Annotated in this window: 14 protein-coding genes; 4 read left to right on the plus strand and 10 right to left on the minus strand. The window is 63.3% G+C overall.

All coding sequences use genetic code 11. From position 1 onward, the window contains the following. A partial coding sequence (locus VG320_RS01305; RefSeq protein WP_327198378.1) for a GNAT family protein occupies positions 1 to 307 on the plus strand: 307 nt, incomplete at its 5' end. Here VG320_RS01305 and VG320_RS01310 read toward each other — a convergent pair. Then, positions 304 to 570 carry a DUF2798 domain-containing protein gene (locus VG320_RS01310; protein WP_327198379.1) on the minus strand — a complete coding sequence of 89 codons (267 nt, stop codon included), beginning with the start codon at positions 568 to 570 and terminating at the stop codon, positions 304 to 306. The two genes, VG320_RS01305 and VG320_RS01310, sit on opposite strands and share 4 nt — an antisense overlap. Positions 571 to 689: 119 nt before the next feature. Here VG320_RS01310 and VG320_RS01315 point away from each other — a divergent pair, with 119 nt between their 5' ends. After that, positions 690 to 1,601: a LysR family transcriptional regulator gene (locus VG320_RS01315; protein ID WP_327198380.1), complete on the plus strand. Its 912-nt coding sequence runs from the start codon at positions 690 to 692 to the stop codon at positions 1,599 to 1,601. On the opposite strand, the gene VG320_RS01320 is transcribed toward VG320_RS01315, so the two are convergent. After that, positions 1,595 to 2,491 carry a LysR family transcriptional regulator gene (locus tag VG320_RS01320; protein ID WP_327198381.1) on the minus strand — a complete coding sequence of 299 codons (897 nt, stop codon included), beginning with the start codon at positions 2,489 to 2,491 and terminating at the stop codon, positions 1,595 to 1,597. The genes VG320_RS01315 and VG320_RS01320 overlap by 7 nt on opposite strands. Positions 2,492 to 2,646: 155 nt before the next feature. Between VG320_RS01320 and VG320_RS01325 the strand changes: the two genes are divergently transcribed. After that, a complete protein-coding gene (locus VG320_RS01325) occupies positions 2,647 to 3,819 on the plus strand; it encodes a multidrug effflux MFS transporter (protein WP_327198382.1) in 1,173 nt (390 codons plus the stop codon). A gap of 23 nt (positions 3,820 to 3,842) precedes the next feature. Here VG320_RS01325 and VG320_RS01330 read toward each other — a convergent pair whose 3' ends face one another. From VG320_RS01330 to glnT, 6 genes are all read right to left on the minus strand, one after another. After that, positions 3,843 to 4,529 carry a GntR family transcriptional regulator gene (locus VG320_RS01330; protein WP_327198383.1) on the minus strand — a complete coding sequence of 229 codons (687 nt, stop codon included), beginning with the start codon at positions 4,527 to 4,529 and terminating at the stop codon, positions 3,843 to 3,845. Positions 4,530 to 4,704: 175 nt separating this feature from the next. Then, positions 4,705 to 6,096, minus strand: coding sequence for an ammonium transporter (locus tag VG320_RS01335; protein ID WP_327198384.1), 1,392 nt, complete (start codon positions 6,094 to 6,096; stop codon positions 4,705 to 4,707). Between the two features lie 207 nt (positions 6,097 to 6,303). Further along, complete coding sequence (locus VG320_RS01340) at positions 6,304 to 7,665, minus strand: FMN-binding glutamate synthase family protein (RefSeq protein ID WP_327198385.1); 1,362 nt, start codon at positions 7,663 to 7,665, stop codon at positions 6,304 to 6,306. A gap of 33 nt (positions 7,666 to 7,698) precedes the next feature. Then, the gene (locus tag VG320_RS01345) at positions 7,699 to 8,388 is read right to left on the minus strand and encodes a protein glxC (protein ID WP_327198386.1); all 690 of its coding nucleotides are present in this window, start codon (positions 8,386 to 8,388) and stop codon (positions 7,699 to 7,701) included. Further along, positions 8,376 to 9,284 carry a glutamine amidotransferase family protein gene (locus tag VG320_RS01350; RefSeq protein WP_327198387.1) on the minus strand — a complete coding sequence of 303 codons (909 nt, stop codon included), beginning with the start codon at positions 9,282 to 9,284 and terminating at the stop codon, positions 8,376 to 8,378. The genes VG320_RS01345 and VG320_RS01350 overlap by 13 nt, the downstream gene beginning before the upstream one ends. 12 nt (positions 9,285 to 9,296) lie before the next feature. Beyond that, positions 9,297 to 10,685, minus strand: a complete 1,389-nt coding sequence (gene glnT, locus VG320_RS01355; protein ID WP_327198388.1) for a type III glutamate--ammonia ligase — start codon at positions 10,683 to 10,685, stop codon at positions 9,297 to 9,299. Positions 10,686 to 10,954: 269 nt separating this feature from the next. Between glnT and VG320_RS01360 the strand changes: the two genes are divergently transcribed. Further along, entirely contained in the window at positions 10,955 to 11,557 is a 603-nt protein-coding gene (locus tag VG320_RS01360; RefSeq protein WP_327198389.1) for an XRE family transcriptional regulator, read from the plus strand. 221 nt (positions 11,558 to 11,778) lie between these two features. On the opposite strand, the gene hutG is transcribed toward VG320_RS01360, so the two are convergent. Both hutG and VG320_RS01370 read right to left on the minus strand, forming a co-directional pair. After that, positions 11,779 to 12,588: an N-formylglutamate deformylase gene (hutG, locus tag VG320_RS01365; RefSeq protein ID WP_327198390.1), complete on the minus strand. Its 810-nt coding sequence runs from the start codon at positions 12,586 to 12,588 to the stop codon at positions 11,779 to 11,781. A gap of 551 nt (positions 12,589 to 13,139) precedes the next feature. Then, a complete protein-coding gene (locus VG320_RS01370) occupies positions 13,140 to 14,105 on the minus strand; it encodes a LysR family transcriptional regulator (RefSeq protein ID WP_327198391.1) in 966 nt (321 codons plus the stop codon). Between the last annotated feature and the right edge of the window lie 217 nt (positions 14,106 to 14,322).

Raw genomic sequence — 14,322 nt, forward strand, 5'->3', positions numbered from 1 at the left:
CTTTCACGCCCACGAGCAATGCCGCCGCGCCGAGATCGGCTTTTGCCTGCAACGCCGGCAATGGGGCAAGGGCTATATGAGCGAAGCGGCCGCGGCGGTCGTGGAGCACGCCTTCGAGGCTGTGAAGCTCAATCGCATCGAAGCCGATATCGATCCGCGCAACACGGCCTCGGCGCGCGTGCTCGAACGCCTGGGTTTCGTGCGCGAAGGCTTGTTGCGCGAACGTTGGATCGTCGGCGACGAAGTCACCGATAGCGCGCTCTATGGTCTATTGCGCAGCGACCGCCGGGCATCGACGGGTCATTAATCGGCGGCATGCACGGTCAACGCGACCAGGCGCATGACGATGGGCCTCACGATCAGCACGCAGACAAACGCCGCCGGCATCGCCACGCGATAGGCATTCTTCACGTTTTCCATGTAATGCCCGTCCAGGCCGAATTCGGCAAAGGTGATGACGAGGCACATCAGGAAGGCCATGATCGTCGCCATATACAGCGCGAACACATAGGGCGTAAGGCGTCTCGGGAAGCGGATTCGCACGGCGTTTTGCGAGGTTCTGGTAGTCATCGGCGCAGCAGCGTAGTGGAAAGAGCGGCCAGCGTAGCAAGCCGCCCCCCGCGCCGGTAGCGGCGGCGCGCTTGATTCATTCTTAAGTAAAATCGATGAATTCAAGCTGCGAGGCACCAATGAACGTTCTGGGTCTGATCAACAGTTTTATCCGCGTGGTGGAAAGCGGCAGCATCGCGGCGGCGGCGCGCGCCCAGGGCATGAGTTCCGCCGCGGTGAGCCAGAACCTCTCGCGGCTCGAAGCGCATCTGGGCGTGCGCCTGGTTTCGCGCACGACGCGCAGCATGGCGCTCACCGACAGCGGCACGCGCTACTACGACAAGGTGCGCCATATCCCGCACGATCTCGAACTCGCCTCGCAGGCCGCGACGGGCACGAACGATCCGCACGGCGCGCTATGCGTGGCCACCACGGCGGCGTTCGGGCGTCATGTGCTCGCGCCGCTGATGCCCGCCTTCAAGGCGGCGTATCCGCGTATCGATGTGGAACTGGTGAGCACCGACCGACGCGTCGATCACCGGCTCGAAGGTGTCGATGTCAGCCTGCGCATCGCGGCGCAACTGGACGAGCGCCTGATCGCGCGGCGCATTGCGTCGCGGCCCTTCGTGGTGTGCGCCTCGCCCGATTATCTGGAACGCGCGGGCGTGCCCGGGTCGCCCGAGTCACTCAAGGATCACGCCTGCCTGGTGTTTCGCTATCCGACCGACGGACGCTTTTTGCCGTGGGGTTTCGTGCGCGGCGGCCAGCGCTTCGACGCGCAGCTCAACGCCGCGTTCGTCTGCGACGACATCGACATGCTCGCGCAGATCGCCGTGAACGGCGGCGGCATCGCGCGGCTCGCGAGCTTCGTCGCGCAGCCGCTGATAGACAGCGGCCGTCTCGTGCCGTTATTCGAGGCCAGCGGGCGCAAGAAGGCCTACGCCGAACCCGAGCCGATGGAGATCTATGCCTGCGTCGCGGAGCGTTCGGCGCTCAATGCGAAGGTGCGGGCGTTGATCGAATTTCTCGAAGCGGCATTGGAGTCTCAGTGATCGTGTGGCGTGGGCTGAGCCATGCGCTCGAAGCGCTCGACAATCGCATCGACCACCACACGCACTCTCGACGTACGCGCCAGATCGTCGTGTAACACCAGCCACGCCTCATACGGCGCGGCACGCTTTCGTTCGGGCCAGATGCGCACCAGTTCGGGATGACGCTGCGCCACATAGGTCGGCAATTCCGCGAGCGCCAGCCCCGCGCGTACAAACGTGCTCAGCATCAGGCTCGAATCCAGTTCCGCAACCACGCGCGCCTGCGCGATCGACTCGCCCGCCAGCGTGCCAAGTTGCCGCTTCGTCACGCCCGGCTGATACAGCGCGATTTCATGCCCCGCCAACGCCTCGCCCACCCGCGGTTGCCCGTGCCGCGCGATATAGCTGCGCGAAGCATAGAGCCCGACATCCCAGTGGCCCAGACGCCGCACGATCAGACCGGACTGCTCCGGGCGCTCGGTGCGCACGGCGATATCCGCCTCGCGGCGCGCCAGATCGAGCAGGCGCGGCGTCGTGCTCAAGACCGCACGCACGCCCGGATGGCGCGTCTGCAGCCGCTCGATAGCCGGGATCACGAAATCGATGGCGAGCGTATCGGTCGTCGTGACACGCACCTCGCCTTCGACGCGCTCGTTGGCGCCCTCGCTGCGGCGGGCGAATGAGACGGCCAGACGCTCCATTTCCTCTGCGGTTTGCAAGACTTCCTCGCCGCTTTGCGTCAACACGAAGCCCGCGGATGTGCGCAAAAACAGGCGGCTGCCGAGCGCGCGTTCAAGGCCGCCCAGGCGTCGGCCAGCCGTAGTCTGGTCGACGGCCAGTTGTTGTGCCGCCCCACGCAGCGTACCCGTGCGATGGATGGCCAGAAAAATGCGAACGTCGTCCCAGTTCATCGGCAAAGCCCACTCAAATTCGTCAAAGTCAACCTGCAAAAATGCAGCCTGTGACTGCATTGGCATGCATTTTCACATGAAGGAGCGCTCTTTAGCATGACGGCTTCCCTGTCATCACGCGTGCCGCTTCACCCGGCGCGCAAAGGAGTGCTTTGGTGCCGCGTCTATCGTTCATTCTCACCGTTGCGATGCTCAACGCCTTCGGGTTGATCGCGTCGGATGTCTATCTGCCCGCCATGCCGCGCATGGCCGCCGATCTGCACATCGCCAGCTGGCAGATGCCGCAGACGGTCTCCGCCTATCTGCTGGTGCTAGCCATCGCGCAGCTTGTCTATGGCCCGCTTGCCGATCGCTTCGGCCGCAAGCCTGTGCTGTTCGCGGGCATCGCGCTCTATCTCGTCGGCTCGCTGGGATGTGCGACGGCGACGGCCTTCGGTACGTTCGTGGTGTGGCGCATGGTGGAAGCGGCCGGCGCCGCCGCCGGGCTGGTAATCGGACGCGCACTGATCGCCGATACCTGCAGCAAGCGGGCGTCCGCCAGGGTCTATGCAATCGTTTATCCGCTGGTTTCGCTGTCGCCTGCGCTGGCGCCTGGCATTGGCGGTTATCTGGCGCATGCGTATGGTTGGCATGCCGATTTCGTGTTTATCGCGGCATTTGCCGTTGCGGCGTTCGGCATGGCAGTGCGCTTTCTTCCGGAGACGCTCGCGCGCGAGAAACGGCGCAGCCGCGCGCCGTTTGATGGCTTCGCGCAGGTGTTGCGGGATCGGACATTCCAGCGCTACACGCTGGTGGTGTGCGCGATCTACTGCGCGTGGTTCGTCTATCTGACGCAGTCGCCGTTCGTGTTTGCGCGGCTGGGCTTGAGCGAAGCGCATAGCGGCTGGCTTTATGTGCCGCTGACTGCGGGCATCGTCGCCGCGAATCTGCTCACGCGGCGTGGGCTCGATCGCTGGCCATACGATCGGCTCGTGGCGACGGGGGTCGCCTGTTTCCTGCTGGGCGGCGTCGCGTTCACGGTGGTGGCTGCACAAGGGATGGCGAGTGCGGCGGCGGTGGTGCTGCCAATGTGCCTCGTCAGTCTTGCGAATGGGTCGTCGCTCTCGCTGGCGGTCTCGGGCGCGGTCGCCGGATCGCATGGCCGCGCAGCCAGTGCGTCCGCACTCGTGGGCTTCTTCCAGATCGGCAGTTCTGCGCTGATGGCGAGTGCGATCAGCGCGCTATTCGGCACGGGGCTCGCGGTGATGGCCACGTCGATCCTGGTCTTTTCGCTGATCGCGGTCGCGGCCTGCCTTCCGGCTCGTGCGACCGTGCAATGCGCGGGATAAGAAGCTAGCTGACCGCGCGCTTATCAGGGCGCGTCCGCGCCTTCGTCCAGCCGCGCCAACGCCGCCATCGCCAGTTCTGCGGTGCGCCGGATATGCGCCGACGAAGCCGCCGCCGCCGCATCGCCGTCATGACGCTCGATCGCGTCGAGCAGCGCGTTCATCTCGCGGTTCGATTCGTTGCTGCGGCCAGGCGTGGCGATGGTGAGCGCACGCAGGCGGTTGATGCGCGCGTTGAGCGTTTTCACGACGCCCAGCGACACGCTCTTGCCCGCGCCTTCGAACAACGCATCGTAGAAGCGTTCGGTGTAGTCGAGCACGCGCGGCAGATCCTGCTCGACGAAAGCCGCTTCGATCACGGCACGCATGTCGCGCAGGCGTTTCACCAGTTCGGGCGTCGATTGTGCGGCGCAGGCGCGCGCCGCATGGGCTTCGAGCAGGCCGCGCAGTTCGTAGATCTCACCCACCTGCTGCGGATCGAGACGCGCGACGACCGGCCCCTGGCGCCCGACGGTCTCCACGAGCCCCTCGGTTTCCAGATGGCGCAGCACTTCGCGCACGACGGTGCGGCTCACGCCGAGTTCGTCGCACAGCGTGCGCTCGACGAGGCGAGCACCGGGACGGAAGTAGCCCTGCACGATCGCGCCACGCAGCTTGTCGAGCGTGAGTTCGCGCAGCGTCTTGGCATTACGGTCGATTCTGAGGTCGGACATGGACGGCGGAAGGCTGATAAAAAGTGGCAAGATACGCGGGCAGACCGCGCGCGTCGCGCGTGCCTGCCCATGGCATGCCATATTATGCCTTCTCCCGCTCCGCCGCCCAACGGCGCGCGATCGCCGCGCACGATCACGCGCACGATCACGCGCACCACCACGCGCGCCTGGCGTGTTACGCGTGGTAAGCCGTCTCGCCATGGGAGCTGACGTCGAGCCCTTCGCGCTCGCCTTCCTGATCGACGCGCAGGCCGAACACCTTGTCCACCAGCTTGAACGCCACAAACGACACCACCGCCGACCACACGAGCGAAGTACCTACGCCCCAGCATTGCGCGATCATCTGGCTGGCCATGTCGTAATCGCCCACCTTGTTGGCGACGTAGTCATAGACGCCCGTGCCGCCCAGCCGCGGCGAAGCGAACACGCCCGTGAGCAGCGCCCCCGCAATCCCGCCGATGCAGTGCACGCCGAACACGTCGAGCGTATCGTCCACGCCCAGCATGCGCTTGAGACCGTTGACGCCCCAGTAGCACAGCGCGCCTGCGATCAGCCCCATGACGATCGCGCCCATCGGCCCGACGAAGCCACATGCGGGCGTGATGACCACCAGACCCGCAATCGCACCCGACACCGCGCCAAGCATCGAAGGCTTGCCCTTGAAGGCCCATTCCACGAAAGTCCACGAAACCGTGGCCGTGCAGGTCGCCAGCAGCGTGGTGACGAAAGCCAGCGTGGCCGCGCCGTTCGCTTCCAGATTCGAGCCGACGTTAAAGCCAAACCAGCCCACCCACAGCAGCGAGCCGCCGATCATCGTCATCGTCAGGCTATGCGGCGCCATGTGCTCGCGCCCATAACCCACCCGCTTGCCGATCATGACCGCACCCACCAGCGCGGCGATGCCCGCATTGATGTGCACGACGGTGCCGCCCGCGAAATCGAGCGCGCCCTTCTGGAACAGGAAGCCCGCGGTAGCGTTGGCCTTGTCGGCGGCAGCGGCGCTGGTGTAGGCGTCCGGGCCGGGCCAGTACCAGACCATGTGCGCGATCGGCAGGTACGAGAACGTGAACCACAGCACCATGAAGGCCAGCACCGCCGAAAACTTCGCGCGCTCCGCAATCCCGCCGATGATGAGCGCCGGCGTGATGGCTGCAAATGTCAGCTGGAACGACACATAGATATATTCGGGAATCACCACGCCCTTGCTGAAAGTGGACGCGGTGGTGTCGGGCGTCACGCCCGCGAGAAACAGCTTGGAAAAGCCACCAAAAAACGCATTGCCTTCGGTGAACGCCACGCTGTAGCCATACACGGCCCACAGCACGCCCAGCAGACAGAAGATCACCAGCGTCTGCATCAGCACAGAGAGCATGTTCTTGGCGCGCACCATGCCGCCGTAAAAAAGGCCCAGTCCCGGTGCGGCCATCATCACGACCAGCAGTGTTGCGACGATCATCCAGGCGGTGTCGCCCTTGTTCGGCACCGGCGCTGCGGCGCCCTGCGCCCACGCGGGCAGCGCGAGCGCCAGCGCACTGATCAGTGCGAGTAGTTTGCTCAAGCTCTTCATTGCACGATCCTGTAGAAAGGCCTCGGGCAGCGCCGCGACGGCCTGGTGTGGTGTGGTGGACTTCTTCGGATGGATGGCGCGCGCATCGCCGCAAGGACAAGGTCCTGGCGATGCGCGCGGCGGCCTTATGAGCAGCGGCCTCTTTTCTATCACGCCTATTTACTACGGACTACTTTGCAAAATAAATTGCATTGGTTAGTTTGCAATTCAGCGCGTCAACCCAGGAATCCACGACGTGCCCGCCAACGGCACGCGGGCCATCGCCGCCGCTTCCACCGTGAGCGCCACGAGGTCTTCCGGCTCCAGATGGTGCACGTTCTGCTTGCCGCAGGCGCGCGCAATAGTGGTGAGTTCCATCGTCAGCGTCTTGAGATAATTGCGCACGCGGCGCGCGCCCTCTTCCGGTTCCAGACGCTTTTCGAGCACGGCATCCTGAGTCGTCACGCCCACCGGGCACTTGCCGGTGTGGCAGTGATGGCAGAAGCCCGGCGCGGTGTTGAGCGCCGCGTAATCCGCTACGGCCGGATGCAGCGCGCCATTCTGGAAGTAGCTTTCGCTATTGCAGCCCAGCGCCATCAGCACGCCCTGGCCGATCGCCACCGCGTCCGCGCCCAGCGCCAGCGCTTTCGCCACGTCCGCGCCGGTACGGATGCCGCCCGAAACGATCAGTTGCACCTTGCCCTTCATGTTGAGGTCTTCGAGCGCATCCACGGCCTGGCGCACCGCCGCCAGCGTGGGAATCCCCACGTTGTCGATAAAGCAGCTTTGCGTAGCCGCCGTGCCGCCTTGCATGCCGTCGATCACCACCACGTCGGCGCCCGCGTGCACGGCAAGCTTGACGTCGTTGAAGGTCCGCGTAGCGGCGACCTTCACGTAGATCGGCTTTTCCCAGTCGGTGATTTCGCGCAGTTCCTGGATCTTGATCGCCAGATCGTCGGGGCCGGTCCAGTCGGGGTGGCGGCTTGCCGAGCGTTGATCGACGCCCGCAGGCAGCGTACGCATGGACGCCACACGCGGATTCACCTTCTGCCCGAGCAGCATGCCGCCGCCGCCCGGCTTCGCGCCCTGGCCGATCACGACTTCAATGGCGTCGGCGCGGCGCACGTCGTCGGGATTGAAGCCGTAGCGCGAGGGCAGGCATTGATACACCAGCGTCTTCGACGACTGGCGCTCTTCCTGCGTCATGCCGCCGTCGCCCGTGGTGGTCGAAGTGCCTGCCGCCGTGGCCGCGCGCCCCAGCGCTTCCTTCACGTTCGCGGAGAGCGCGCCGAAGCTCATGCCCGCAATCGTCACAGGCGTATCGAGCACAATCGGCTTCTTTGCATAGCGCGTGCCGAGCACGGTCTGCGAGCTGCACTTCTCGCGATAGCCCTCCAGCGGATAACGCGAGAGCGACGCGCCAAGAAACAGCAGATCGTCGAAATGCGGCACCGTCTTTTTAGAGCCTAACCCGCGAATTTCATAAAGGCCGCGCTGGGCGGCAGTGTGGATGTAATCGATGGTCTTGCGGTCGAAGGTGCTGGACTCTTCCTGTTGCAGACGCGCGAAATGAACCGGTTTGGTTTCCATGGGGACCTTCTCGATCTAGAGTTTCTGCTAGGTTCAATATTCCTGGTCCGCGTCGGCGTTCCAGTGGTAGAGCGTGCGGGCCGAGGCGATGCGGCGGAACTGCGCCGGGTCGTGATCCATGCCGGCCGCGTCGAGCAGTTCGCGCACGGCGGTGATATCGGCATCGGTCATCGGCTCGAACTGCGCATCGGCGCCCAGCGACTTCACTTCGCCCTTCACGTAGAGCACGGCTTCGTAAAGCGAATCACCCAGCGCATCGCCCGCATCGCCGCAGATCACCATGCGCCCGGCCTGCGCCATGAAGGCCGAGAAGCTGCCGACCGAGCCGCCCACCACGATATTGCCGCCCTTGAGCGAAATGCCGCAGCGCAGACCCGCATCGCCGTCGATCACGAGCAGCCCGCCATGTGCCGAAGCGCCCGCGCCATTCGACGCAAAGCCGCGCACATGCACCTTGCCGCTCATCATGTTCTCGCCCACACCGGTGCCGGCGCTGCCTTCGATCACGATGCTCGCGTGCTTGTTCATGCCGCCAGCGTAATAGCCTGCGTGGCCATCTATGCGCACGTCCACCTGGGCGTCCACGCCTACCGCGATGTTGTGCGCGCCGTTGGGCGAGGTCACGTTCACGCGCTGGCCTTGCAGCGCCGCCGCATCACCGTGCAGGTACTGGTTCAGCTCCCGCACGCCCTGTTTTTCCAGATCGAAAATCACGCCTTCCATACGTACATCTCCTCAGGTGCGGGTTCGAATACTTTCGCGTTGCGAATGTCGGGAAGATGCGCGAGCGAGCGGAACTCGGACGCGATCGCGACGTAGTCGTCGTTTTCAGCCACGACGGCAGGCTTGCAGGCGAAGGGATCGCGAATCAACGCGAGTTCGTTCGAGGTGCCCATCAGGAACGTGTAGAAACCATCCAGTTCCTCGAAGCCTTTTTGCAACGCGTCGGGCAGCGTGTCGCCTTCGCGCAGACGCCATTCGAGAAAGCGGCACGCGGCTTCCGTGTCGTTGTCCGTATCGAAGCGGATGCCCAGCGGCTCCAGCTTGCGGCGCACGCCATACGGATTCGACAGCGAGCCGTTGTGCACGAGGCAAAAGTCCTCGCCCGCCGTAAACGGATGGGCGCGATCAGGCGTCACCGCCGATTCCGTCGCCATGCGCGTATGACCCACGAGATGCGAACCCTTGAGCTTCGTGAAGTCGTAACGCTCGGCCACTTCGGCGGGCGAGCCGATGTCCTTGTACAGATCGATCGAGCGGCCTGTGGAAAGCAGATAAAGCTTCGGATACTGCTCGGTGAGCCAGGCCTTCACTTTGTCCGCATTGCCCTGCAGCGTCAGCACGGCGTGATTCGATCGCGCGTCGATGCGCGCGGTCACGTCCATTGCGCTATTGAGTTTGTCGAGCAGCGCCTGCCACGGAAACTGTGCGCCTTCTTCGGTGAAACCCGAGTACAGGCTCAGTTTTCGCTGGCTCGCATCGATTTCCTTGCCGAATACGGCCAGACCCGCCGAGTCGGGGCCGCGCTCGGTCATGCCGATCAGCATCGGCACCATCAGTTCGCCGAGCCGCTCGCGTAGCGCCGGCGTTTTCACCAGCAAGCCTACGATTCCGCACATAAGTCGTTCTCCTTAGAAAAATTCGAGGTAGCTCTTCAGTTCCCAGTCGGAAACATGGCGCATGTATTCGAGCCATTCCATGCGCTTGAGCTTGATGAATTCCTGCGCGACGGGGCCCAGCGCTTCGCAGATCAGCGTGTCCGCCTCCAGCGCGTCGAGCGCCTGTTCGAGGTTCTGCGGCAGCACGGCAATGCCGTGTTCGGCGAGCTTTTCGCTCGACCATTGGTAGAGGTTTTCGTTCGAGGGCGCGCCCGGATCGAGATCGCTATCGACGCCATCCAGACCCGCAGCGATCACGGCCGCTGTCGCCAGGTAGGGATTGCACGCGCCATCGGGCAAACGCAGCTCGATGCGCTCGCCGGGCATGCGCACCATCGTAGAGCGGTTGTTGTCGCCGTAGCTCACGTAGGCGGGCGCCCAAGTCGCACCCGTGAGCGAGCGGCCCACGACCAGGCGCTTGTACGAGTTGACGGTCGGATTGCACAGCGCCGTGAGCGCCGGCGCGTGCTTGAGCAGACCCGCCGTGAACTGGTAGCCGAGCTTCGACAGCCCCATGCCAAGTGCGTCGCTCGAGTCGGCGAACAGATTGCGCTTACCGTCGCCAATCGACATATGCATATGCATGCCGTTGCCAGGACGGTTCGCGAACGGCTTGGGCATGAAGGAGCAGATCATGCCCAGATCGTTGGCGATCTCGGAAGCCGCCATCTTGAAGAACACATAGTGATCGCAGGACGTCAGGCAATCGGTATACGTATAGTTGATTTCGAACTGACCGTTGGCGTCCTCGTGATCGATCTGATAGACGTCGATGCCGACGGCGCGCATCGACTCGGTCAGACGCTCAAGAAACACGCGTGTGCGCGACAGGCCCTTGTAGTCGTAGCAGGGCTTCGCGAGCGTGTCGCTCGGATCGCAGGGCTCCAGCGTTCCCGAAGCCGACCGGCGCAACAGCGAAAATTCCGGTTCGAGGCCGGTAAACAAGGTCCAGCCGCGCGCGTCGAGCCTGGCGGTCTGGCGCTTGAGCGTCACGCGCGAATCGTAGGCCCAGGCCTCGCCATCGACGTGACCATCGCAGACGATGCGCGCAACGCCCGGTTGCCACGGCACCGGCGTGAGCGTGGAAAGATCGCCGACAGCCATATAGTCGGGGCCATTCGGCTCGATGCCTACGCCCCAGATCGCGAAGCCCGCGAAACCGGCGCCGGCCTTGAGCACGCTCTTCAGATGCGCGAGCGGCACAGACTTGGCCTTGGCGACGCCATGAATATCGACGAACTGCGCCAATACATATTTCACGCCCTGCTGGCTGAGCCAGCTCTGCGCGTCCTCGGCCGAGTCAAAGCGCGGCACACCGGCTGGCTCGTTGAGCGGCAGCTTGCCCGCATCGTTCAGATTCATCGCTACTCCTTGCAACTACTGCATTGGCGGTTGAAAGAGGCCGTGCGCCACGCACACGGCATTAATTGCTGAGGACCTGACCGCCATTGCGGGGACGCCGGCCTCGATGCGCAATCACACTGCGCCGTTCTGGAACTGCCTTTACTGTCATGCAACAATGCTTCCTGCAGTTAAACCTCCGGCGCGCACCTGGGCGAACCCACAACGGGCCGGACCGCTATCCTTGCCACTCACTGCCACATATCTGCCAACCTGCGCCGAGACCGATCATGCAAACCGGGGACGACAGCAAAACACCACTTGAACGCTACCTGGGCGCGACCTTGCGCGAACTGCGACTGCGCCACGGCCTGACCATCGCCCAGGTCGCCGACCAGGCCGGCATCAGCCGCGGCATGCTCTCGAAGATCGAGAACGCCCAGACTTCGACCGGGCTCGACGTCCTGAACCGCATTGCGCAGACGCTGGGCGTATCGCTTTCCACGCTGTTCCGCCACTTCGACGTACCGCAGGGCGGTGCACAACTCGTCAAGAAGGGCACGGGCATGGAAGTGGTGCGCAAAGGCACCAAACGCGGCCACACCTACCATCTGCTCGCCTACGACCAGGGCCCGCGCAAAGCCTTCGAACCCTTCCTCATCACCATGGACGACGAGGCGGAGCGCTTCCCGACCTTCGAACATCCCGGCACCGAGTTCATCCACATGCTCAAGGGCGTGCTCGAATACCGCCACGGCCAGCACACCTACGTCCTGCATCCCGGCGACACGCTCACCTTCCAGGCCGATATCCCTCACGGCCCCGAGCGCCTCATCAAGACACCCATCCAGTTCCTGTCGATCTTCATTTATCCGCCGGGCAGCGCGGAGTGAAACTTCCTGCTCTTTCTTATGCAACCTCCGTGCCATGTTTATCTGAGTGAATCAAAAGTTCCTGTAGATAAACACCTGGCGCGTGCTTCGGGGCTTGTTGGTGCCTGGGTTCTGCACCGGGCGCACTGGCGGGTGCCTGCCAACGGTGCGCACTATTCCTGACTGCGGCGCGTCCCTGCACTGAAACGGGACGCCCGCTTACGCTCCAGTATCAGAATCGCTTATGCAACCGTTGGGGCGAGTTGCTTCACCGCGTCGAGCGCCGCGACTACCATGTTGCGCAAGGTGGGCTGGACGGCATCGGCTTTTGGGCTCAGATAGTTGAATGGCGCGTCTTCGTTCATATAGGTCGACTGGCACATCTCCAGCTGGATCGCGTGGATGCCACGCGAGGGCGCACCGATGCTGCGCGTGATGTACCCGCCCTTGAAGCGGCCGTTTGCGATCCAGGTGTAGGGGCTTGCGGACATCGCTGCGATTGCGGCGTCTTGAACGGTGCTCGCACAGGTGCGGCCGTCCTGGGTGCCCAGATTCAGGTCGGGGAGTTTGTCGTCGAACAGGCGCGGCAGGATGCTCGCGATCGAGTGGGCTTCCCAGAGCAGGACACTAGCGTGACGCTCGCGCAGGCGATTTAGTTCGGTATGCAGAGTGTTGTGGTAGGGCTGCCAGTATTGCGCTATGCGTGCGGCGCGCTCAGTATCGCTGGGGATGCAGCCGGGTTTGTAGACGGGCTCGCCGCGGAAGGTTTCTGTGGGGCACAAGCCGGTCGTCGTCTGGCCTGGGTAGAGGCTTTCGTCGTTCGGCGGGCGGTTCAGGTCGATGACGTAGCGGGAGATTTTTGCGCCTATTACTGTCGCGTTTAGCTCTTTTGCGAAGGCGTATAGGCGGTCTAGATGCCAGTCTGTGTCGGCTAGTGTTTGCGCTTCTTCTGTGTATAGGTGGCTTAGCGCTTTGGGGATTTGCGTGCCTAAATGCGGGATCGAGATCAGGAGCGGGGCGTCGCCGCGGTCAAGAGAATATAGGTCGGTCATGGTTGGCATTTCCTTGTTGTCGTGTCGGTCTATTAGCGTTGCCCCTGTGCGGGGCGGCAGTTACTTTTCTTTGCCGCGGCAAAGAAAAGTAACCAAAAGAAAGCCGCTCACACCGCTAGTGTGACGCCGTCCACCACTATCCTTTGAGCAGAGTGGTGACTGGGCATTGATCGGTTCTCGCGGCGTTAAACGAAGTGACAAAGGACTCATTCATCCCGCTGCTCGCTTCGCGCCCAGCGGTTGGGTCTGCAAGGGAAACCAACAGTGCTGCGACGGTTTTCCGGTTATGCCCAACGGGGCGCGTAGCGGCCCCGGATGTGCGGGCGTCACCACTTCGTCATACGGCGCGTGATGCGAGCAAGACCAGTCACCACTCCGATGGTGGGCAAGTGGTGGACTGCGTCACACTGGCGGTTTGAGCGGCTTTCTTTTGCCTACTTTTCTTTGCCGCGGCAAAGAAAAGTAGGTGCCGCCCCGCACAGGGGCGACGCTAATAGACCGACACGCTCACAAGGAAAAGCCAAAACCGCCATCACCACACTAAAACCACACTAAAGAATGGCATCCTCAGCCAACTGCGGCAAAGCCCGCAAAAGCGCCGGCCGAATCGTCCCCTCAATCACCCGCCGTGTAAGCATGACAATCTCCTGCCCAAACGCCTCCCACTCCCCCTGCCTGTGCAGCAGAAAAAAATCCCGCCGCCCAAGACGCCCAGCAGGCAAAGGAAGCACAGCGATATCGGGCAAATAATGCCGCGCTTGCCACAAACAAAGCGGCGTAGAAATAGCAAACCCAAGCCGCGCAGCAACAAGACTCAAAAGCGGATCAGTCGCATCAAACTCATAGCGCCGCGGGCTATTGATACCCAGATGCCGCGCATACCGCTCAACCTGCTGCCCAATCACCGACCGCGCCGTATACCGGATCAACGGCAACTCCAGCGCAAGCGTGCGCCAATCGACATTCCTGCGCTCCGCCAGCCACGCCCGCGACACCACCACCACAAAAGCCTCAGAAAAAAGCGGCACCTCAACAATGCGCGCGTCATTCAAAGTCGTCTGCGTACAAACCGCCAGATCCAGCTCCCGGTCATGCAACTGCTTGCTCAACCCTGGCGTCAAGCCAGACCACAACGCAATCTGCCGCGCCGACCCAGAAACAGCCCGAATCAACTCCGGCCCGACAGTCGCCGCAAATGAATCGACACACCCCAGCCGTACCGGCAACGTACCCGCATTCGACGCATCGCCAATACGCGTACTCACCATCTGCGCATGCTCCAGCAGCGCCCCCGCCAGTTCCAGCAACGCGCGCCCCGCAATATTCGGCCGCGGCGGCCGGCTCTCGCGATCAAACAGCGTCACGCCCTGATCGCGTTCGAGCGCGGCGATCGCCTGGCTCACGGCGCTCTGGCTCACGCCCAGTTGTTTCGCCGCCCCCGTCATCGAGCCGGTTTCGCACACCGCAAGAAATGCCTGCAAGGCATTCAGATCGATAGGCGCCTGGGTGCGTCTCATGTCGACTCCAAAATAAAAACCGGCAAACCCGTACCACGCTGGACACCATCATGCCGCGCCGTGCACCGTTCGCGCCGAGGATGAGCGATCGCGCTCGTTGACCATAAGTTTGCCTAATACAAAAAAGCGTGGCGCACCGCGGACCCAGAATGCGTTCCATCGTCCACCCACGGGGGCCCCATGAGCCACTATGACTATGTCGTGATCGGCGCCGGTG

The organism is Paraburkholderia sp., from assembly GCF_035948235.1.
In the GTDB taxonomy this organism is placed as follows: domain Bacteria; phylum Pseudomonadota; class Gammaproteobacteria; order Burkholderiales; family Burkholderiaceae; genus Paraburkholderia.

Bases quoted from the DNA above. Each gene is read 5' to 3' on its own strand.
- VG320_RS01310 (WP_327198379.1), bottom strand. From the start codon at position 570: ATGACTACCAGAACCTCGCAAAACGCCGTGCGAATCCGCTTCCCGAGA.
- VG320_RS01315 (WP_327198380.1), top strand. From the start codon at position 690: ATGAACGTTCTGGGTCTGATCAACAGTTTTATCCGCGTGGTGGAAAGC.
- VG320_RS01320 (WP_327198381.1), bottom strand. From the start codon at position 2,491: ATGAACTGGGACGACGTTCGCATTTTTCTGGCCATCCATCGCACGGGT.
- VG320_RS01330 (WP_327198383.1), bottom strand. From the start codon at position 4,529: ATGTCCGACCTCAGAATCGACCGTAATGCCAAGACGCTGCGCGAACTC.
- VG320_RS01335 (WP_327198384.1), bottom strand. From the start codon at position 6,096: ATGAAGAGCTTGAGCAAACTACTCGCACTGATCAGTGCGCTGGCGCTC.
- VG320_RS01340 (WP_327198385.1), bottom strand. From the start codon at position 7,665: ATGGAAACCAAACCGGTTCATTTCGCGCGTCTGCAACAGGAAGAGTCC.
- VG320_RS01345 (WP_327198386.1), bottom strand. From the start codon at position 8,388: ATGGAAGGCGTGATTTTCGATCTGGAAAAACAGGGCGTGCGGGAGCTG.
- VG320_RS01350 (WP_327198387.1), bottom strand. From the start codon at position 9,284: ATGTGCGGAATCGTAGGCTTGCTGGTGAAAACGCCGGCGCTACGCGAG.
- glnT (WP_327198388.1), bottom strand. From the start codon at position 10,685: ATGAATCTGAACGATGCGGGCAAGCTGCCGCTCAACGAGCCAGCCGGT.
- VG320_RS01360 (WP_327198389.1), top strand. From the start codon at position 10,955: ATGCAAACCGGGGACGACAGCAAAACACCACTTGAACGCTACCTGGGC.
- hutG (WP_327198390.1), bottom strand. From the start codon at position 12,588: ATGACCGACCTATATTCTCTTGACCGCGGCGACGCCCCGCTCCTGATC.
- VG320_RS01370 (WP_327198391.1), bottom strand. From the start codon at position 14,105: ATGAGACGCACCCAGGCGCCTATCGATCTGAATGCCTTGCAGGCATTT.